Annotated in this window: 15 protein-coding genes and 2 tRNA genes; 4 read left to right on the top strand and 13 right to left on the bottom strand. The window is 35.7% G+C overall.

The genetic code is table 11. The features are described from left to right. Positions 1-20: 20 nt before the first annotated feature. Entirely contained in the window at positions 21-1184 is a 1164-nt protein-coding gene (locus tag NWE55_RS08180) for a pyridoxal phosphate-dependent aminotransferase (RefSeq protein ID WP_258204690.1), read from the bottom strand. 324 nt (positions 1185-1508) lie between these two features. Between NWE55_RS08180 and NWE55_RS08185 the strand changes: the two genes are divergently transcribed. Both NWE55_RS08185 and NWE55_RS08190 read left to right on the top strand, forming a co-directional pair. Beyond that, complete coding sequence (locus NWE55_RS08185) at positions 1509-1898, top strand: hypothetical protein (RefSeq protein ID WP_258204691.1); 390 nt, start codon at positions 1509-1511, stop codon at positions 1896-1898. A 134-nt stretch (positions 1899-2032) separates the two neighbouring features. Continuing rightward, on the top strand, positions 2033-2455 hold the full coding sequence (locus NWE55_RS08190) for a hypothetical protein (RefSeq protein WP_155091563.1): 423 nt from the start codon (positions 2033-2035) through the stop codon (positions 2453-2455). Positions 2456-2526: 71 nt separating this feature from the next. Here the strand turns inward: NWE55_RS08190 and NWE55_RS08195 are convergent, their stop codons facing one another. The 11 genes from NWE55_RS08195 to NWE55_RS08245 form a co-directional block, all read right to left on the bottom strand. After that, the gene (locus NWE55_RS08195; RefSeq protein WP_155091562.1) at positions 2527-3690 is read right to left on the bottom strand and encodes an efflux RND transporter periplasmic adaptor subunit; all 1164 of its coding nucleotides are present in this window, start codon (positions 3688-3690) and stop codon (positions 2527-2529) included. Between the two features lie 5 nt (positions 3691-3695). Further along, positions 3696-8045, bottom strand: a complete 4350-nt coding sequence (locus NWE55_RS08200) for a CusA/CzcA family heavy metal efflux RND transporter (protein ID WP_258204692.1) — start codon at positions 8043-8045, stop codon at positions 3696-3698. Positions 8046-8144: 99 nt separating this feature from the next. Further along, complete coding sequence (locus NWE55_RS08205) at positions 8145-8495, bottom strand: hypothetical protein (RefSeq protein ID WP_155091626.1); 351 nt, start codon at positions 8493-8495, stop codon at positions 8145-8147. Positions 8496-8687: 192 nt separating this feature from the next. Beyond that, positions 8688-9176 (bottom strand): SMI1/KNR4 family protein, encoded by a 489-nt coding sequence (locus tag NWE55_RS08210; protein ID WP_155091560.1) that lies wholly within the window; start codon positions 9174-9176, stop codon positions 8688-8690. 4 nt (positions 9177-9180) lie between these two features. After that, a complete protein-coding gene (locus NWE55_RS08215) occupies positions 9181-9870 on the bottom strand; it encodes a DUF2625 domain-containing protein (RefSeq protein WP_155091559.1) in 690 nt (229 codons plus the stop codon). 125 nt (positions 9871-9995) lie between these two features. Then, positions 9996-10295, bottom strand: a complete 300-nt coding sequence (locus NWE55_RS08220) for a hypothetical protein (RefSeq protein WP_155091558.1) — start codon at positions 10293-10295, stop codon at positions 9996-9998. Positions 10296-10669: 374 nt separating this feature from the next. Beyond that, complete coding sequence (locus tag NWE55_RS08225; protein WP_155091557.1) at positions 10670-12211, bottom strand: acyl-CoA carboxylase subunit beta; 1542 nt, start codon at positions 12209-12211, stop codon at positions 10670-10672. Between the two features lie 7 nt (positions 12212-12218). Continuing rightward, on the bottom strand, positions 12219-13658 hold the full coding sequence (gene accC, locus NWE55_RS08230; protein ID WP_155091556.1) for an acetyl-CoA carboxylase biotin carboxylase subunit: 1440 nt from the start codon (positions 13656-13658) through the stop codon (positions 12219-12221). Positions 13659-13660: 2 nt separating this feature from the next. Beyond that, entirely contained in the window at positions 13661-14146 is a 486-nt protein-coding gene (locus NWE55_RS08235) for an acyl-CoA carboxylase biotin carboxyl carrier protein subunit (RefSeq protein WP_155091555.1), read from the bottom strand. 722 nt (positions 14147-14868) lie between these two features. Continuing rightward, complete coding sequence (thiL, locus tag NWE55_RS08240) at positions 14869-15927, bottom strand: thiamine-phosphate kinase (protein WP_155091554.1); 1059 nt, start codon at positions 15925-15927, stop codon at positions 14869-14871. Positions 15928-16011: 84 nt separating this feature from the next. Next, positions 16012-19236: a glycosyltransferase family 117 protein gene (locus NWE55_RS08245; protein WP_155091553.1), complete on the bottom strand. Its 3225-nt coding sequence runs from the start codon at positions 19234-19236 to the stop codon at positions 16012-16014. 182 nt (positions 19237-19418) lie between these two features. Here NWE55_RS08245 and NWE55_RS08250 point away from each other — a divergent pair. After that, positions 19419-19489: transfer RNA gene (locus tag NWE55_RS08250), tRNA-Gln, on the top strand. 207 nt (positions 19490-19696) lie between these two features. Beyond that, a tRNA-Gln gene (locus NWE55_RS08255) sits at positions 19697-19767 on the top strand. A 94-nt stretch (positions 19768-19861) separates the two neighbouring features. On the opposite strand, the gene NWE55_RS08260 is transcribed toward NWE55_RS08255, so the two are convergent. Further along, entirely contained in the window at positions 19862-20647 is a 786-nt protein-coding gene (locus NWE55_RS08260; protein WP_155091552.1) for an enoyl-CoA hydratase/isomerase family protein, read from the bottom strand.

A 20647-nucleotide genomic window follows, 5' to 3' on the forward strand; every position in this document is an offset into this window, starting at 1 on the left:
TTAACGTATTGATTGAGGGATTATATCCATCCTTTTTTCTTGAATTTTTTAATCACTGATAAGAATTTGTTCATTTCTTCCGTTGTACCAAGGGTAACTCTACTCCAATAAGTCAATGGAGGAAAGGGACGACCCACGATAATGCCTTCTTTTTTCATCTCAGCAGTATACAACTCAGGTTCACATTTTATTTGATGAAAAAGGAAATTCCCATGACTTTCTAAGTACTTAATGTCTATTTGATCAAATAACTCAGTCGTTATCTTTAGTGAATGAGTATTCATCGCCTTACTTTCGTTGATATAAGCTTTGTCGAGTAGAGATGCTGTACCTGCCACAGCAGTAGTTGAACTAATGTTTTCAATTGCCATAAATGGACTTAGTGCTTTTGCTGTTGTTTCAGTTGAAATACTGAACCCCAATCTCATTCCCGCCATAGCGAATAGCTTTGAGAATGTGCGTAACACTATAACATTATTTCTGTTCTCTCTGATAAATGAAGTTCCACTGACAAATGCAGGATCTGTAATATATTCTGCGTAAGCTTCATCCACCATAAAGAAGTTCTTTGTAGCATCGGCTTGCGTGATCCAATCTGCAATTGTCTGCGTAGAGGTAAGTGTTCCTGTAGGGTTATTTGGGTTGCACAAATAGCATATTGATAGACCGTCAAATGCATCTGCTATGTTTTTCATAGTCGCGATATCCATACAAAAGTTTTTGTCTAAAGGAACATTAACTACTTTTATTCCCATAGCAGAGGCGTGCTCTGCTGCCAACGAAAAAGAAGGTTCTGGTGAGATAAGTTGGATTTTTTTTCCAGCTTGTGCCGCTAAATAACCTTGCATATTGATTAGACCTCTAATGATATCAGAGGATCCTGATCCAATGGTAATTTGTTGCTTTTCTACTTTAAAAGTATCAGCTATAGTCGCGAGCAGTTCATTTATGTGACTTTCAGGATATCGGTTAACGTTTGATAGTACATCTACAATAGCTTTTTTTGCTTTTGGTGATAGACCAAGGCTATTTTCATTAAAGTGTAGATATAGTGGATTGTCAACATTTGTTGGTAAATCTAATCCCGCAATTGTTTCTAAAGTTTTAGTTGTTGCATATCCTTGCGTAAGAATGCTTCCTGCAAAGAGGGTACCTGATAGTTTTAATAGACTGCGTCTGTCCATAGTAAGTTGTAATTTCTGAATTGTTTTAAAATAGAAAAAGCCTTAATCACATGAATAAGGCGTTGAGAGAATAAAGTTAGTGTTTATATCAGAATTACGCTATACACAAGCTGTGTTTTTACAAAAAAATATTTGAAAGATATGATTGATATATCTTAGTCGTTTTTGCTTTATGTATTTAGTGTTGACGCTAAGTCTTGAATTTATTCGAGTTTAGGTAGGAGTCTATAGTTTTGTATGGTCAACCATTTTAAGAGTGTGGCGAAACAGACTTTTTCTTTACATTTGTTATTCATAATTATAATTTAAAGCGCGCTATAAAAGATGAAGAAATATAACCACTCTATTTTTTTGACCAAAAACAGTAAACTATTGTTAATGGTAGGACTGTGTATATTGACTTTTAGTTCTTGTAAGAAGAATAAAGAAACAGAATCAAAACAGGAGAAGACAGAAGAGGTAGTAAAAGTTAATCCTATTGATGCGTTTTTAAACAAGTTCGAAACGGGAGTAAATAAGCAAACAGATTTGTATGTAAAGCTTTCTAAAGGGGAGGAGGAACACTCTAAAGCATTCAATGCTGTAAGTGAAGAAGTGACAAGGTTAGTTAGCGAAGGATACGGTTTGGATTTAGGTGATTTTACGGATGAACAAAAAGCAAGGTTAAAAGAGATTCAAGCAAGGTACAGTCAAATAGTAGGAGAAGGCGAGTAGTGTATAGCCTTTTACTCATAATGTCTTTGAAAAGTATTTCTTTGGTTTGAAATATAGATGTAAAGCATTAAAAATCTTCGTTTTATACTTCTATTGATTTGGTCATATATAGTATTTTTGAAGGAAAAAGCTGCATGACTATTCCTCATTTTTTATCGAAGATATATTTGTATTTCGCTGTTGTTATCGTTATACCTTTTTTTTGTGCTTGTGAAGATTCAGATTTTATTCCTCCAAGAGATTGCCCTAAGGTGGTCACACTTAGTAAAACTTCTTTGACCTTTGAAGTGCAGGGCGGCGAGCAAGTTGTGACAGTTAGTCCAAGTTCGTTTACACTAAGTCCAAGTTTTGGCTTTTTTGATTCTAATTCATCTGGGAACCAAATACTAACAGATGAGATTAAGACCAAAAATATCTGGGTGAAAAAAGTAAGTGGCACTCACCAAATAAATATTGTTGTTTACCCTACTTATAAAGAGGATAATAAAGACTTTACGGTTGAGGTTATAGCTGAAGGCTATTGTTCAGCAAGTTTTGATATCAAGATTAAAGAATAAATATAAAGTCATAGTTGATAAAATCAAAAAAGGAGTAGGTAATCGATTACCTACTCCTTTTTTTGATTTTGCTATTCCTCTTCTTCTGTGTTTTTTAGTTTCATTAGCAGTGTATAAGCTCCCTTAGTTACTATTTTCTTATTCGATAGTTCTGTAGGATTGTTTATTTGTATATAGCCATCTTCTTTTGGCCCAATCTGCACGGGTGTCATTTCATAAGTTTGTCTCTCCGTTTGGACAAATACGTAGTTCTGCTTTTCGAAGTAAACGACACTTTCCTCTGGTAGCGCCTGCGATACTTGGGCATGTGTGTCGATATCGGCATTCATATACATACCTGGAACCAGTTTTTTGTCAAATTCTTCAAAGTGGCAATGCACTTCTGATACACCGTCTGCATTGACATCCATACTGATTAAAATAATTTTTCCTTCATATCTTTTGTCTGGGTTGGCATTCGTATAACTTACGACGCGCTGTCCTATCTCCAACTTATCTAAATCTTTTTCATACACTTTCAGATTCAAGTGAATATCTAAAGGATTGATCAGTTCAAACATCACGTCAGAAGGAGTGACATACTTGCCTACATTGACATAAGCCTTACTGACAAATCCGTTTATAGGGCTATATATGCTGATTGTACGACTAATATTGTCATGGGTTAAGGAACTCGGATTGATATTGATTAAGGCTAATTGTTGAGCCAAAGCATTCATTGTGATGCGTTGATTGTTCATTTCTGCTTGAGCTATCTGCATTACCTTGTCACTGCTGGCTTGACTCGCATTCAAGTCTTTCTGGCGATTGTAGTCCAATTTGGCAAACTCATATTTGTCTTTGGCGATGAGGTAATTTTGTTGTAATTGAATATACTGCGGATCCTCCATCATCGCGATGAGTTCACCTTTTTTGATATGCATACCAGGTAGTAACTTCGTGCTCTTTAGATATCCTCCTAACGGGTTGGTAACTGAAACTAAGTTTTGTGGAGGGACATCTATTTTCCCTGTGAGTTTTAGTGTTGTTGCAATTTTACGCTCAGATAGAGTTCCTGTTTCAATCACTGTGTTTTTCATCTGTGCATCTGTTAAATGTACAGTTGTTTCATTTTCTGCTACTGTAGTTGTGGTTTCTTCAGTAGGTTGTTCTTTTTTACATTGCGTAAAGAATATCGCGCTTCCTAAAGCAAGGATTAGTACAAAACTGCGCGTTTGAATATAGTTAGATTTCATGATGATTACTTGTTAGAGGTTAAATAGTTGATTTGAATAACATTGTCATTGTACATTTTTAATGTATCGAGGTATCTATTGACAGTCTCTATTGACTGATTAATCAACATTACATATTCGAGGTAATTGATATCCCCGTTAATGAATTGCAATTGTGCCGTTTTTGCAATTGTATCCGCATTTGCAAATGAGAAGTTTTCATAATGAGTTAGAACCTCCGCATTGCTTTGATGAGATACTAACAATTGTTGATAACGAGAATTCATGAGTTCCTTAGCAGTTGTGTATTCAGCTGCTGCTACTTCTTCTGCTTTTTGTGCACTTTTAATTCGCCCTCTCTGTCCGCTTGTAAACAGAGGTAAACTAATCCCTACTTGAAAGGCGTGAAAGCGATTGTTTCTATCATAGTAGACATCATTGGCAGCCAGCCCCATAAAACTACTGTTATTATAAGTCGCTTGTATATTCGGTAATTGTTTCGAGCGCTCAAGTTTAGTTTGTCCTTCGGCTATTGCCTTTTGATTTTCAATGGCTTGTAAAACAGGGTTGTTTTCTAAATCATTCTCGATAGTATTTAAGACTGCGCGTTGCTCTTGTACAACTGGCTTAATGTCTTCTGCAGTATTCAGCAAATATCGGAGTTCTACTAAGATAAGTTTCTTTGTTTTTTGGACTTCACTTAGCTGCGCTTGAATGCTCATTTGTTGATTTTGGGCTGTTGTTTTTTCCAGAATATTACTTTCACCTTTCTGTAGTCGTAAAGCCGCTTTATTGTAAAAGTTAGCGTATAAACTATCTGCCTTGAGTAATAGATTCTCTTTTTCTTGCCAATACATAAAGTCATAGAAACCTTGAGTTACCGCTTTTTTTAGCTCAAAGGTTTTTAGTTCAAGGTCGTATATGCTTTGTTGGTACTCGGCTTTGAATACCTTTTTTTGTCTATTGTACACCGTAGGAAATGCTATTTCTTGTGTAACAGTAAATTTGTTATCTGTATAAGGACCATTGATTTGCCCAAATTCTCCCGTAAGGGTAGTTTGGGGTATATCTGTAGAGGTTTTTATAAAAGCCTTAGCATACTCTGTTTTTAGTTTTTCTGTGCGTATACTACTGTTATGCTCGATAGCTTGACTTATTGCATTCTCTATAGTGATAGGTGTTTGTGCATTAACAGTGAGTCCTAATCCAAGGAAAACGACTACTGCGGTAATGGCCTTTTTCTTTTTCATAAAGCTAAAGTTTAGTTTTTGTTCAAAAGTGATATACAATAATGGCAATACAAAAAGGGTTAAGAATGTTGCTAACATCAATCCTCCGATTACCACCGTTGCCAGAGGTCGTTGTACTTCTGCACCTGCTCCATTGCTCAATGCCATAGGTAGAAATCCAAATGAGGCTACACATGCAGTCATTAGTACGGGGCGTAGTCGCGAGGTAGCACCTCTAACTACTACGTAAACTATATTTTTTACACCTGATTTTTGGAGTCTGTTAAACTCTGCAATAAGCACGATACCATTCAGTACTGCTACTCCAAATAAGGCTATGAATCCCACACCTGCACTGATGCTAAAAGGCATTCCTCTCAACGCTAACAAAAATACCCCTCCAATGATGGATAAGGGAATGGCTGTGAATATCATCAGACATTCTCTGATATCTCTAAAGGCAAAGAACAACAATAAGAAAATTAGCACTAACGCTAAAGGTACTGCGATAGCCAAACGCGCTTTTGCCTCGTTTAAGTTTTCAAATTGACCTCCATAAGTGATTTGATAACCAGTGGGAAGTTTGATTTGCGCTTCTACTTTTTGTTGCAATTCTTCTACTATACTCTGTACATCTCTATCCTTTACATTAAAACCGACAAATATTCTGCGTTGTGCGTTTTCGCGTTGAATTTGGTTAGGTCCTTCTTTTATTTCTACTGTTGCCAACTGATTTAAAGGTACTTGATTGCCAAGTGGAGTAGGGATGAGTAGATTTTGAATGTCTGAGAGGTTTTTGCGATTGGCCTCATCCATGCGTACTACCATATCGAAGCGCTTTTCACCTTCATACACCATACCCGTACTTTGGCCTGCAAGAGCGGTATTGACAATTCGGTTGATTTCAGCAATAGAAAGTCTATAGCGTGCAATCGCTGGACGGTTATACTCTATCAATAACTGCGGCATGCCAGTCACTGGTTCTACATATAAGTTAGTTGCCCCTTTAACTGTGCTGGCAATATGGCCGATTTTTCCTGCTATTTCTGCTAATTGATCTAGGTCCTCACCAAAGACTTTTACGACTACATCTTGTCGGGCACCTGTCATTAATTCGTTAAATCTCATTTGTACTGGGAATTGGAATCCCACAGTTACTCCAGGAACTTCTTCTAAGGCTTTCGTCATTTTTTCTGCAAGTTCTGGAAAGCTCTCTGCTGAGATCCACTCGCTTTTATCTTTTAAGATGACCATCATATCACTGGCATCCATAGGCATTGGATCAGTAGGTACTTCAGCACTACCGATTTTGGTTACTACTTTCTCTACTTCAGGGAAGCGTGTCTTTAAGATATGTGCTGTTTTCTGTGTACTTTCGATAGTTGTCGTTAAGGTACTTCCTGTTAAAACTTTCGTATCTACGGCAAAGTCACCTTCTTCTAAGGAAGGAATAAACTCGCCTCCAAGGGTAGACAAGATATACAAGGCAATTGCAAATAATACCCCAACTACTGCGTATATCGTTTTCGGTAGTTCTAAAACTTTAACAAGGCATTTTTGATAGAACTTTTCGAGTTTTGCCATAACGCGTTCAGAGAAGTTTGGCTTATGAGTCACTTTACGACTCATGATCAGTGAACTCATCATTGGTACATAGGTCAGCGATAAAAGGAATGCTCCTAATAAGGCGAAAGCTACAGTTTGTGCCATTGGTTTAAACATCTTCCCTTCAATGCCTTCTAATGTAAGGATTGGGATATACACAATTAGGATAATGATCTGACCAAAAACAGCACTGTTCATCATCTTAGAAGCTGAGTGTATGACGGTTTTGTTCATGTCATCTTGTGAAAGTTTATTCATTGACTTATACCGTGCATTATGTGAGAATTGATGAAGGACAGCCTCGACGATAATAACGGCACCATCAATGATCAGTCCGAAATCGAGTGCCCCTAAGCTCATTAAGTTTCCACTTACCCCAAAGAGGTTCATCATGCAGATCGCAAACAGCATGGCTAAGGGAATAATAGAAGCGACTAATAGTCCTGCTCTCATATTTCCCAAGAATAGTACTAATACAAAGACTACGATAAGAGCTCCTTCAGTAAGGTTTGTTTCTACTGTACCTATGGCGTTGTTTACCATTTTAGTACGATCAAGGAAAGCTTCTATCACCACTCCTTCAGGTAGTGTTTTTTGTATTTCAGCTACTTTGTCTTTTACATTTTTGATAACTTCATTGCTGTTCTCTCCTTTAAGCATCATTACTACAGCTCCAGAAACTTCTCCCCTGTCATTATAGGTCATGGCACCATATCGGGTAGCATGTCCTATCTGTACTTTTGCTACATCTCTAATTAAAATTGGATGCTCAGAATGCTTTGAAGTTATGGCGATGCTTTCGATATCTTTAATGTTACCTACCAATCCTTCTGTTCGGATATATAATACGGTAGGACCTTTTTCGATATAGGCTCCACCTGTATTCTCATTGTTGTTTTCTAAAGCAGTAAATACATCATTAATGGTAATGCCATAAGCATCCAATTTATTTGAGTTTACAGCTATTTCATACTGTTTTAGTTTTCCTCCAAAACTACTTACTTCAGCTACTCCTTTGACAGATAGTAGTTGGCGACGCACTACCCAATCTTGGATAGAACGCAGTTCTGTTAGGTCATATTTATCTTCATATCCTTCTAAGGGTCTTACTACATATTGGTAGATTTCTCCTAACCCTGTGGAAATTGGACCTAACTCAGGTTGTCCTATGTCTTGTGGGATGTCTGCTTTTACTTGATTTAAGCGTTCGCTCACTTGTTGTCTTGCCCAATAAACATCGACATCTTCCTCGAAAACAATAGTTACTAGTGATAACCCAAAACGAGAGAAACTACGCATATTCTTAATGCCGGGAATATTGCTATTGGCTTGTTCGATAGGGAAGGTAACTAAACGCTCTATATCTGTTGCTCCATACGACGGAGCTACGGTAATTACTTGTACTTGATTATCCGTAATATCTGGTACTGCATCAATTGGCAGTTTGGATGTTTGGTAAATACCAACACCGATTAGAGCTAATACAAATAGCCCTATGATGAGTTTATTCTTTACAGAAAACTCAATTATTTTATTTAACATGATTTGTGTCTGTTAATACGTTAAAATTGCTTGAATGTAATAGACAATTTCTCCATGCAATATTGCATAGATCGTTGACTTAAATTTGGCGATAAGGTATTAACAGTATTTCGGCGGTTGCCAAATAGAAGATAAGTAGCTACTCTCGACTTCATCTTCGTCGAAAGCGTGTATCTTGTCGTGGATGGTATTGAATCTAATGCGTTCTATCTTAAGAACAGGAGTAGGAGTAACGATACCTATTATACTCACAAAGTGATGCGTGACAAAAGGTAGCTTTTCGTCTACAGGATCTCCTTCTTCCTTGTGACTTTCACTATAGTGTATCTGTAAAAAGCCCCACATGGTTAGATTGGGGTTGTTAGTCTTGTGCTCTACGTAATGTTCAATCAATAGTGGTACTTTCAACAACTGACCAAACTCAGTTGTCGAGACCAAAAAGATTAACATAAACAGTAGTGCAACTTTTCTTTTCACAAGAATCCCCTATTGATTATTAATACAAAGTTATAAACTTATTAACGAATGAAAGAGCTAAAGTACTAATTTGTATTAATTCAAAGTTACTAAAGTATTAAGTTCTAATTCAATTCTAATAAAAATGAATTGTTTTGGAGATAGTGCCTATATTCCGATCTTCTTTTATATATCTTCGTTGATAGGTTCGAAATCTCTTTCTGTAAAAGCTTCTGTAAGTATATTGCTACTGCATAACCACTCGATTGCTTCGGTAAGCGTATTCCCCAAAGGGTATATTAAATCTTCATTTCGCGGAAGGACAAAGTATTGCTTGTTATAGTAGATGATTTCATCACCGTCCAAAGTGTCTCCTAAACAAATTGAATTTAGTACTTCTTCTTTTGTCAATACATTTTTCCCATCATCCCAGAAGTAATATTCTGTTATGCGTTCTATCCATTCCTCTTGGTTATTTGCAACAAAGCTTGGCATGTATATACGAATATATGTACCTCCGAGAATACCTCTCCCATATTGTGAGATAAATTGTGTATAACATTCAGGAAGCTGAATGTTTAATTTGCTTTCACAAGTTGAAAGTTCAGATTCTTCAGGTAAGACAAGTTTGGTTGTATGTGTTTTGTAATTAGGAATGATATTGTAGTTATACATGATCTTAGGGGATATTTTGTATGTTATTTAATCCTGTGCGCAATTCTAAGTTTAAAAAGTATTGTTCTTCTGCAGATATTGGGCGAATAATGCTTTCATTGAGATTCTTTCCTTCAACAGTCCACAGGGGAGGGGAAAAGTTGAAAACATCATCAGGAGAAAGTGATTTCAAGTCTTCTTGTTCAGTTTTCCAGTGAAAGTCTTGATAAAACTGTTCAATATTTCCAGAGAAAAAGAAGTTTATCAATTGAGAATAGTTTACTTCTAACGGTTCGAAGTCTAAACTATCTGGAGCAAAATAGTACATAGAGCCGACATCTTTTCCTAATACACCAGCATTTATACAAAAATATCCTCCAATTGCATCATCTGCAACTAACAGAAAACCAGGTTGATTACTAAAGTCATTGCTTTGCTTGTTTTTGTTCCATTCAGATATAGATCGAGTTAGTTTTTCTGACCCACTACCTAAGATACGTATCCATCCATCGGCAACAAGTATTCCTCCAGTTTCATAGATTATAGCTCCCATAGGTGAGCGGGTGCTCACTTGAGTATCCAGTAGTACTTGTTCAGCCTGTTGTTTTGAAATAACTGGTAAAACTTCTATAGTTCTTGTAGCTTCATTAATCCACTGTTGAACAAGCTCCCACCCAGGTTCTTCTGTGTTGATGAGTTCGCTTATATCTCGCATGATGATTTTCTTTAGTTGTTGTGCTATAAAGGTACTAAAAGGGAATAGGCAACTATAGGTTTTTTAAATAAAAAAAGAGAAATATATTGTATTTCTCTCTTTGGGTGATTACACGATAAAAGTAATTATTTGATATTGGCAATATGTTCTATTGCTTCATCTACTGGAGAATAGATGGTTACAACTGATTTAGTAACCATACTTAACATTATAAATAAGCAGAAGAAACTTAGATAAGCCATTACCTTACTCGATTGTTTTAAACTAACCACACTCAGTACTAACCCAATAAAAAAGAACAATGGACCTATGACTTTTGCATAAGCGATTGTCTCTGGATAAATAAATAACATTATTGATCCTATGGATAAAAGTAAGGCGAAAATACTCAATAGAGGATTTTTTCTTGTTTCGTTATAAATCATAGTTCTGCTATTTTAAATTTTTAAAAGAAAAATATTATGCTCAATAGCGAGCCTTGATATTTTTAAAAAGTTTACAAATATAATATCCTATTTTAATTAATAAGTATAAAAATCATTTATTTTTACTTCTTTATAACTTTTTTTAATAAATTAATTAGTGTAAAATTCTTAAAAATCAAATTAATATTTAATGATAGTTATCATGTGTCTTCTTTTTTTTAAGAAATATGATTTCTTGGCTCTAATGTGTTGAGGAAAAAGAGGTTTTAATCTACGTAAAGTATTGTAGTGATAATTGCTTTTGTAGATAATATGGCAATTGAAGATAGTATAAACAAAAAACATCAGGCTTAACCTGATGTTTTTTGTTTTATTTATAAGGGTATGTTCCCGTGTTTTCTATTGGGTAGCTCTACTTGTTTATTTTCTAACATGGCAAAAGCTTTTAATAGTTTGCGTCGCGATTCATTAGGTAGAATTACTTCATCGATAAAACCACGTTGTGCTGCTCTGTATGGTGTTGCGAATTTGTCAGCATATTCTGCCTCTTTCTCAGCTAATTTAGCTGCAGGATCTGCTGCTTCAGAGATTTCTTTTTTGAAGATTATCTCGCTCGCTCCTTTTGCTCCCATAACTGCGATTTCAGCATTTGGCCATGCAAAGTTCATATCTGCTCCGATGTGTTTTGAGTTCATCACATCATAAGCACCTCCGTAAGCTTTACGCGTAATGAGTGTTACCTTTGGTACGGTAGCTTCGCTTAGTGCATATAGTAGTTTTGCTCCATGTACAATGATACCATTCCACTCTTGATCTGTCCCTGGCAAAAAGCCTGGTACGTCCACTAATACTAATAGAGGAATATTAAAGGAATCACAGAAACGCGTAAATCTCGCTGCTTTAATAGAGCTATTTACATCAAGACATCCAGCTAAGAACATTGGGTTGTTTGCAACTATACCAATACTTTTTCCTCCTAATCTGGCAAAGCCAACCACGATGTTTTCAGAATAATCTTTGTGAATCTCAAAAAACGTATCTTCATCGATGATCTGATGAATGACATCTTTCATGTCATATGGTTTATTAGCACTTTCAGGTACTATATTATCTAAGTCAAATCTATATTCCTCAGTTATTTTATACGGTACGTCGTATGGTTTTTCTTGATTGTTTTGAGGCATATAGGATAAGATCCTTTTGATGTCTTCAAGGCAAGCAATGTCATTAGCTGAGGTTGTATGTGCAACTCCTGATTTTGTTGAGTGTGTACTGGCTCCCCCTAATTCTTCAGAGGTTACTTCTTCATTTGTCACAGTTTTTACTACATTCGGACCTGTGACAAACATATAACTTGATCCCTCAACCATCATGGTAAAATCTGTAATCGCTGGTGAGTATACTGCTCCACCAGCACAAGGTCCCATGATAGCGGATATTTGTGGAATAACTCCAGATGCCTTAACGTTGCGATGAAAAATATCTGCATATCCTCCAAGGGAACGTACACCTTCTTGTATACGCGCTCCTCCTGAATCATTAAGACCAATCATTGGAGCTCCCATTTTGACAGCTAAGTCCATGACTTTACATATCTTTTCGGCATGTGTTTCTGAAAGTGCACCACCGAAGACAGTAAAATCTTGTGCGAAAATGTACACTAAACGACCGTTAATCGTTCCATAGCCTGTAACAACACCATCGCCATAGTAAACTTCTTTATCCATTCCAAAGTCTGTTGTACGGTGCGTTACCAGCATTCCTATTTCTTCAAATGAACCTTCATCTAATAAATACTCAATGCGCTCTCTTGCTGTAAGTTTGCCTTTACTATGCTGTGTGTCTATTCTTTTTTGCCCTCCGCCAAGTTTAGCTTGGGCTTTTATATCTTGTAATTTTAATGTTTTTTGATTCATGGTAGAATTAGTTTGGTAGGCGTAATAGTTTTTGATCTTCCAAGTATTGTTGTAATGCTATATAAGCAGCAACTTCTTCTTCATTTTTATACTGTTGTTGTATAATGTCTGCTTTGTAATATTTCTTTACAAAGTTTGTATCAAAATTCGCAGATCTAAATGCTGGGTGTTCAAATACAAATTGACCAAATGGGAGCGTGGTCTGAATGCCTTTTACTTTAAATTGCTTGATTGCATTTAACATGATCTCAATCGCTTCTTCACGTGTCTTTCCAAAAGTGATTAGCTTGGTAAGCATAGGATCATAGTATATTGGCACTTCCATTCCCTCATCTATTCCATTGTCAACTCGAATACCAGGTCCTATAGGCAATTGATATTGTTCTAAGTGACCTACACTTGGTAAGAAGTCATTTACAGGATCTTCTGCATAGATTCTTAGCTCTAATGCGTGACCTTTAATTTCTAAGTCTTCTTGTGTAAAAGGAAGTACTTCACCTCTCGCAACTCTAATTTGCATTTCTACTAAATCTAATCCTGTAATTAGCTCAGAAACAGGATGCTCAACTTGCAAGCGGGTGTTCATTTCTAAAAAATAGAAATTTAGGTTTTCATCAATTAGGAATTCTACCGTTCCTGCTCCGATGTAATTGCACGATTGAGCAACTTTTATAGCTGCTTCTCCCATTGCTTTACGAACCTCAGGTGTCAGTACAGCAGAAGGTGCTTCTTCAATTACTTTTTGATGGCGTCTTTGGATACTGCATTCTCTTTCATATAAGTGAACAATATTTCCGTGTTTATCTGCAAGTACTTGTATTTCTATATGACGAGGAGATCCGATGTACTTTTCTATGAAAACAGATCCGTCTCCGAAGGCATTTGTTGCTTCAGATATTGCGCGATTCATTTGAGATTCAAATTCGCTTTCATTTTCGACGATGCGCATTCCTTTTCCACCTCCTCCAGCAGAAGCTTTTATTAGGATAGGGAATCCAATTTGTTTAGCAAAAGCTTTTGCTTTATCAAGGTCTGTAATGGCTTCATCTAATCCTGGAACCATTGGGATTCCATATGCTTTTACTGTTTCTTTTGCCGCTAATTTACTTCCCATAAGTTCGATGGAATGTGATTCAGGGCCTATAAATGTTATTCCTGCTTTGTCACAGGCAATAGCAAAGTTAGCGTTTTCACTTAAAAACCCATATCCAGGATGTATTCCATCAACATTTAGTGATTTAGCGACTTCTAAGATTTTATCTCCTAATAGGTAAGATTGGTTTGAAGGAGCTTCCCCTATACATACAGCTTCATCAGCCATTCTAACGTGTGGTGCATTTCTATCTACAGTTGAGTATACAGCTACTGTTTGTATTCCCATCTTCTTTGCTGTCTTCATGATGCGCACAGCTATTTCTCCGCGGTTTGCGACTAAGATTTTATTCATTTCTACTCAAATTCAATTAATACTAATCCCTTATCAACAGTAGCTCCTTTGCTAACGTTAATAGCTTTGATTTTTCCAGCTCTTGGAGAAGTTAGGTTGTTTTCCATTTTCATGGCTTCAAGAATGAGTAAATTGTCATTCTCCTGTACTTCCTGGCCAACCGCTACTACTATGTCTAAGATAAGCCCAGGCATAGGTGCTTTTATTGAATTGACTTGTTTAGTCGAATTCAATGCGAAACCAAGCTTGTTGATTAGATTGTCTAAATCGGTTTGAATGTTTACAGTGTATGTATTGCCATTTACTGAAACAATGTAGTTTTTAGTATTAAAATCTTTAGATAGAAGTTTTGCCTCATACGAAGTATTGTCCTTTAAGACATGATATGAGTCTATCCCTGTTTTTGCGGAATTGATGTTTGTATGTAATAAATTCTCACTTTCAAAAACAGCATCACCACCTACTTTTAGTTGATACGTTTTATTCATTGTTATTTTATAGTTTTTGGTATTTGTAAATATAAATAAATGTGCGATATATAAATAATATTTGTTGAAAATTTAATCTTTAGACCTCTTTAGTTTGATATATTGCTTTTTGTTCGCATTTTGACTTATTTATGATGATTAAAAAGACACCGTGAAAGAACTGCATTTGGGTGTAGGTGGGTGGTTTTTGCTTTATTTAGTGAATAGTATGTATGAAAAGAGATTTGTTTTTGCACAAAAGAGTATAAAGGTACTTTGTTAGTGCTTTCAAAGGAGAAGTTTTTGACATTTATTAGGCTAATGAAGTATTGAAGGTCAAAGTGGTGATATGTAAGTTAAAACAGTATTAGTAGGAGAGAGCTCTGTTCTCTGAGTATTGAAAAATATGTTTGTAAAGTCTGCTGCAGTATGGTAATTGGCTCTTGTGGTGTGTCTATATGACGTTTATCGATTTGTTTCCTTTGTCTAAACGTTCAAACTTTTTGTTTGTTTTTTTATAAGGTATTTTAGGTGTATTTGTTACTGTTTCACAATTAGAAAGCAGGTAAGTAATGATATGGAGATTGTTGGTGAAAATGAGCTATGGCTTATCAGGTTGTAAGCCAATTGATGCTTGAGTACTCTAGAATTGAGCAACACGCTTGGTTTAGGGAGATAAGGAAGTTCGAACTGGTGGATATGCAAAGAGGTTACTTTCGCTTTGAAAATAACCTCTTTGTGTTTTATTCTTCTTCATTATTTGCTAAAGGATTCCATCCTCTTGCTTTTAAAGGAATTTTTGTATTTGCTCTTGTGATTAAATGTAACCCTTCGCTCTCTTGCGTTGTGTGTCCAATTATCGTTAGATTTGGATTTGCTTTTACTTTTTCAAAGTCTTCCATTTTGATAGTAAAAAGAAGTTCGTAATCTTCTCCTCCATTTATAGCCATTGTGGTAGAATCAATATTGAATTCTTCACATGTATTTATAAACTGAGGATCAAGAGGTAGCTTATCTTCATATAAATTGCATCCTACTTTGGACTGTGTGCACAGGTGAAAGATCTCAGAAGATAAACCATCTGATATATCAATCATTGAAGTTGGGTGAACGTCTAAGTCTTTTAGTAATTGTCTTATGTCAGTTCTCGCTTCTGGTTTAAGCTGTCTTTCTATGATGTAATCATACATCGATAAATCTGGTTGACTATTTGGGTTGACTAAGAATACTTGTTTTTCTCGTTCTAAAACTTGCAATCCCATATAGGCCCCTCCGATATCTCCCGATACAACTAACAGGTTGTTATCTCCAGCACCACTTCTATAGATAATCTCGTCTTCATTTGCTTTACCTATTGCCGTAATACTGATTATTAGTCCTGTTTGAGAAGAAGTTGTGTCACCTCCAACTAAATCTACCTTGTAGTAATTACATGCCAGTTTAATTCCTTCGTATAATTCTTCTAACGCTTCTAATGGGAAACGGTTAGATACTGCTATAGAAACCGTTATTTGCGTCGGAACAGCATTCATAGCGCAAATATCTGATATATTTACAACTACAGCTTTGTATCCTAAGTGTTTTAAGGGAGCATAAGCTAAGTCAAAATGTACGCCTTCTATCAATAAGTCTGTAGATACAACTACTTTTTCTTTCTCAAAAGATAAAACAGCAGCATCATCACCTACTGATTTGATCGTGGATTCTTGCTGGATAGGGAAGTCCTTTGTAAGATGTTCTATTAAACCAAACTCGCCTAATTGTTCTAAACTTGTTCGTGATTGATTTTTATTCTCGATCATTGTATACATTTAATTAATTAATGTGCAAAGGTATAAAGAAAAAGGCGATAGTGTATTTACTATCGCCTTTTGTTAACTTATTTACTATAGTCCATGTCTTCTAAACTGCGGAAACTTAGCATTGTATTCATTGAATTCTTCTTTCAATTTGGCATAGAATGAAGGATCTTCTTCTTCTGCTATCAAGACAAGTTGTCTCCAGATCTCTATCTGTTCTACAATCTCTGATTGATAGTAGTTTATTTCGTCTATTTTCAAACTATTGAAATAGTTCAATTGCTCTTTTGATTTCTGTGCGAGTACTGTTGTCATTTCTCTCGCTTTTTCTTTTTCGCCAACTTTGTAATAACCTTCAACAAACGGCTGAACTAACTGGTAATAGCCATAGTATTCTATAGGCATATTATCCATAGCAATATCAATTATTTCTTTTGCTTTGTCTTCTTTGTTTTCAATTAACAGCTGTTCCATTAAACGAGCAAGGTTAATTCTATAACTAAGTGCGTTTCTTCTTGTTTGTGGGTCATGGTATATTTTGTCACTTCCCATATTTCCCCAGTACCAAGACTTGACATTAGTGTACATTCTATCTGCATCGATTCCTCCTAAGTCTAATGGATGACCACTTTCTGTTGAAGTTTTAATTGGGACAAGTTTGTATATTAAACCTTGAAGTTGTAAGTAGTTCTTCATCCAAACGAAATCATCATCATTAAAACTTCCTCCTGAGAAATAAACAGGTCTTTCCCAATTGTTATTTGCAATGATATCAAGCATAATTAATCGGTGCTTGTAGATTGCTTGTTCAGAGATGTTTACTTCTAATGAGTCTACAACTTGATCCATTAAATAAGGTGAAACAATATTGTTTTTCTTGATGATATCTTTATCAACAGGGATACTTATCTTGTTTGTAGGCAATAAGTACAACGTTGTTCCTGCCTCTGATTTAGTCTGTAATCGTTTATCGTCTGATCGGGCGAAGCTCATAAAAAGATTAATATCTAATCTTTCTTGTACCATAGGTTGTATGATTAATGCATCTCTTTTATTACCAACATATTGATCATGGGTAAACTTGATTGGCAATGGCTCAGAGTCATATGCTTTTGCTTTCATTTGGTCAATGTACCAGTCAAGCGGTAGTAAGCTTGTACATACAACGCGCACATCAGTTCTATAACCTTCTATTTCTTGTAAATACCAAAGGGGAAATGTGTCGTTATCACCAATGGTAAATAAGATAGCGTTTTTATCACATGAGTCTAAGTACGCCTTTGCATTTGCCAATGCTGTATATCGGTCTGATCGATCGTGATCATCCCAGTTTTGTGAAGCCATTAGTACTGGTGCGGCTAATAATGATAGTCCTACTATTGCTGGTCCAACAACCTTTGGCGAAGCGTATTTCTTAATTCCCTCGTAGATACTATATACTCCAAAACTTATCCACATTGCAAAAACGTAAAAGGCAGGTACAACTGCGTAATCTCTTTCACGTGGTTCAAAAGGTCTTTCGTTTAGGAATATCTTTAATGCAAAACTTGTAAATAGGAACAACACAAGTAATACCCAAAACATTTTAGGGTCTTTTCGGTAGTGGAATACTATTCCTATTAATGCAAAGATAAACGGCAAGAAAAAGTATGTATTTCTTCCTTTGTTATTTAAGCTATCTGGAGTTAGTTCGTCTTGGTTACCTAATCTCAAAGCATCTAAAGGCTTGATTCCACTAATCCAATTACCGTGAAGAGCTTCTCCTTGACCTTGAATATCATCTTGACGTCCTACGAAATTCCACATCAGGTATCTCCAAAACATATAGCCAAACTGATACTCGAACATATAGGACATATTGCTACCAAAACTCGGAACTTCGATATCAAGATATTGTCCGTATTGATCTAAGAATTTATCTAAACCTTCGATACCGATTTCTCCTTTATCGATTGCTTCTTGTACACTTTTCGAAATTTGAACTACTTGTTGTAATTGTGGGTACTGTGCCATCGCACTGATTACTTCTGGTTTAACCTCAAAGCTCAGTGGTTTAGTGTAACGCATATAATTGATGCGGTGATTTCGATCTGTACTCCACAGTCTTGGTAAAAAGCCTTTGTGTGTGCTATTATAGTTTTGACCAGCATTTTGCCATTCGTTAACTATAATGTATTTACCAGTTTTATAATCTCTTTCGTAGTTCGGATTCTCATCTTTCCACGGATTATTTTCATCTAAGCCAACATATTTCTTTGTAAAATAAGAATCGTAATAGATACTTTCGTCACCATACTGTTCACGTTGGTAATAGGCAAGGAGCTCTGCAGCATCTGATGGCGTGTTTTCATTGATTACCACTTTTGCGTTCGCTCGAATAGGTAACATAATCCATGACGTCAATCCAATACATACAAAAAGAAGTGCTAATATTATAGTGTTCGCTTTTACATAATTGTGCTTTTTGGTATACTTCAATGTGATAACAAAAAATGCGACAATTAGTAAGAAAGCTATAATTGTACCACTGTTAAATGGCAATCCCATTGAATTAACCATGAAGATTTCTGTCTTACCAAAAAGGGCAAGCAGCTTTGGAAATAAGAATGCAAATAAGAAGAATAATATCGCAACTGCAGCTATATTTCCAATTATAAAGTTTTTAATAGTGATTTTTTGATATTGTTTAAAGTAATACAATAACACAATAGATGGAATTGTCAATAAGGCCATTAAGTGTACTCCAAAAGAAGATCCAGCTACTAAGGCAATAAGTAAAAGCCATCGATCACCATTTTCTTTGTCTAAATCATCGTACCATCTCAAACCAAGGTAGAGTAGTAGAGAAATTAAAAACATGGCAGATGCATATACCTCTGCTTCAACGGCACTAAACCAAAAGCTATCTGAAAAGGTAAAAGCAAGTGATCCTACTGCAGCACTCCCAAGTACCACGAATGCATTGCTTGTATTCCATTCAGATGTTTTTTCTACTATTTTCTTAATTAAGTTAGTGCTACTCCAATACATGAATAAGATTGTGAATGCACTTGATAGTACAGCAACCATATTTACCATTAAGGCAACTTTATCTGGTGAAGTTGCAAAAAGGGAAAAGAATGCTCCTAACATTTGATAACCTGGAGCTCCTGGAGGGTGTCCTACTTGTAATTTAGCTGAAGTTGCTATATACTCTCCCGGATCCCAAAAGCTTACTGTAGGTTCGACTGTTAAAGTGTACGTAATTAAAGCGATAAGGAAGCATATCCATCCTCCTATGATATTCCACTTTTTGTAATTGAATGTTAACATAAGTGTAGTTGCTTGAATATTTAAGATATTATACTTACAAAGAAAAGATTTTTTTTGTGTCTTTTACTTGAATTAGAAAAAATTAATTTTTTTGAACTAAAAATTTGGTGAATATAAAAAATGTAGTACATTTGCAACCGCAATACAGAAGCAGTACTGCTTTAGAATGCGAAAATAGGTATTGGCCTATGGTGTAATGGTAACACAGCTGATTTTGGTTCAGTCGTTCTAGGTTCGAGTCCTAGTAGGCCAACGAAGCCCTCTTTTATAGAGGGCTTTTTTTATGTTCCAGAAGTTTTTGTTTACTAAATGTTAAATTTTATTTACATCAGTATTGATAATGAGTTTGTTAGTTTTTATGCTATACAAAACCTCAAAAATATTTTGGAATGTTGTTAAACATATACTACATTTGCAACCGCAATACAGAAGCAGTTCTGCTTTAGAATGCAAAAGGTATTGGCCTATGGTGTAATGGTAACACAGCTGATTTTGGTTCAGTCGTTCTAGGTTCGAGTCCTAGTAGGCCAACAAAACTTTTAGAAGTTTTATCTGTTAGAAATATCCATTTTATATTTATAATTAAAAAGGTCGAAGTTTATTAAGCTTCGACCTTTTTATTTTGTTACATTGTTCCTTTGAATTCGGCTTTTCTCTTTTCTATAAAAGCTGTTGTTCCTTCTGTGAAGTCTTCAGTTTCAAAACACTCACCGAAGTTCTTGATTTCTTCATGGAAACCATTTATGCCGTCTCTGTAGTTTGCATTGATAGATTTGATTGCTCTTCCAATTGCTGTTGCTGAGTTGTTGGCAATTTTGTTTGCGATGTTTTTAGTGAAGTCAAGCAGTTCTGTTTGATCTACTACGTGGTTTACTAATCCATAAGTTAAAGCTTTGTCAGCAGTAATCATTTCTGCAGTCATTATCATTTCCATTGCTCTTCCTTTTCCTATTAACTGTGGCAAACGCTGTGTTCCTCCATATCCTGGTATTAGTCCTAATGTTACTTCAGGTAATCCCATTTTAGCATTTGTTGATGCAATACGGAAATGCGATGCCATTGCCAACTCTAATCCTCCTCCTAATGCAAAACCATTAATAGCTGCAATCACTGGTTTGTTTAGATTTTGTATGAAATCAAAAAGCAACTCTTGTCCTTTAGCTGCCAATTGGGATCCTTCACTCATATTAAAATCTGAGAACTCCTTGATATCTGCTCCTGCAACAAAGGCTTTTTCTCCGCTTCCAGTTAAGATAATAACTCTTACTTCTTTCTCTAATTCCAATGCTTTCAAAGCGCTGTGTAACTCCTCTATTGTTGGTTTGTTTAAGGCATTAAGACTTTTAGGCCTATTTATTGTTATAATGGCTATTTTATTCTCTTTTTCGATTAAAATATTTTCGTAATTCAT

It is taken from the genome of Myroides albus, assembly GCF_024722315.1.
In the GTDB taxonomy this organism is placed as follows: domain Bacteria; phylum Bacteroidota; class Bacteroidia; order Flavobacteriales; family Flavobacteriaceae; genus Flavobacterium; species Flavobacterium album_A.

Coding starts and splice junctions, on each gene's coding strand:
- NWE55_RS08180 (WP_258204690.1), bottom strand. CDS start 1,184: ATGGACAGACGCAGTCTATTAAAACTATCAGGTACCCTCTTTGCAGGA.
- NWE55_RS08185 (WP_258204691.1), top strand. CDS start 1,509: ATGAAGAAATATAACCACTCTATTTTTTTGACCAAAAACAGTAAACTA.
- NWE55_RS08190 (WP_155091563.1), top strand. CDS start 2,033: ATGACTATTCCTCATTTTTTATCGAAGATATATTTGTATTTCGCTGTT.
- NWE55_RS08195 (WP_155091562.1), bottom strand. CDS start 3,690: ATGAAATCTAACTATATTCAAACGCGCAGTTTTGTACTAATCCTTGCT.
- NWE55_RS08200 (WP_258204692.1), bottom strand. CDS start 8,045: ATGTTAAATAAAATAATTGAGTTTTCTGTAAAGAATAAACTCATCATA.
- NWE55_RS08205 (WP_155091626.1), bottom strand. CDS start 8,495: ATGTTAATCTTTTTGGTCTCGACAACTGAGTTTGGTCAGTTGTTGAAA.
- NWE55_RS08210 (WP_155091560.1), bottom strand. CDS start 9,176: ATGTATAACTACAATATCATTCCTAATTACAAAACACATACAACCAAA.
- NWE55_RS08215 (WP_155091559.1), bottom strand. CDS start 9,870: ATGCGAGATATAAGCGAACTCATCAACACAGAAGAACCTGGGTGGGAG.
- NWE55_RS08220 (WP_155091558.1), bottom strand. CDS start 10,295: ATGATTTATAACGAAACAAGAAAAAATCCTCTATTGAGTATTTTCGCC.
- NWE55_RS08225 (WP_155091557.1), bottom strand. CDS start 12,211: ATGAATCAAAAAACATTAAAATTACAAGATATAAAAGCCCAAGCTAAA.
- accC (WP_155091556.1), bottom strand. CDS start 13,658: ATGAATAAAATCTTAGTCGCAAACCGCGGAGAAATAGCTGTGCGCATC.
- NWE55_RS08235 (WP_155091555.1), bottom strand. CDS start 14,146: ATGAATAAAACGTATCAACTAAAAGTAGGTGGTGATGCTGTTTTTGAA.
- thiL (WP_155091554.1), bottom strand. CDS start 15,927: ATGATCGAGAATAAAAATCAATCACGAACAAGTTTAGAACAATTAGGC.
- NWE55_RS08245 (WP_155091553.1), bottom strand. CDS start 19,236: ATGTTAACATTCAATTACAAAAAGTGGAATATCATAGGAGGATGGATA.
- NWE55_RS08260 (WP_155091552.1), bottom strand. CDS start 20,647: ATGAATTACGAAAATATTTTAATCGAAAAAGAGAATAAAATAGCCATT.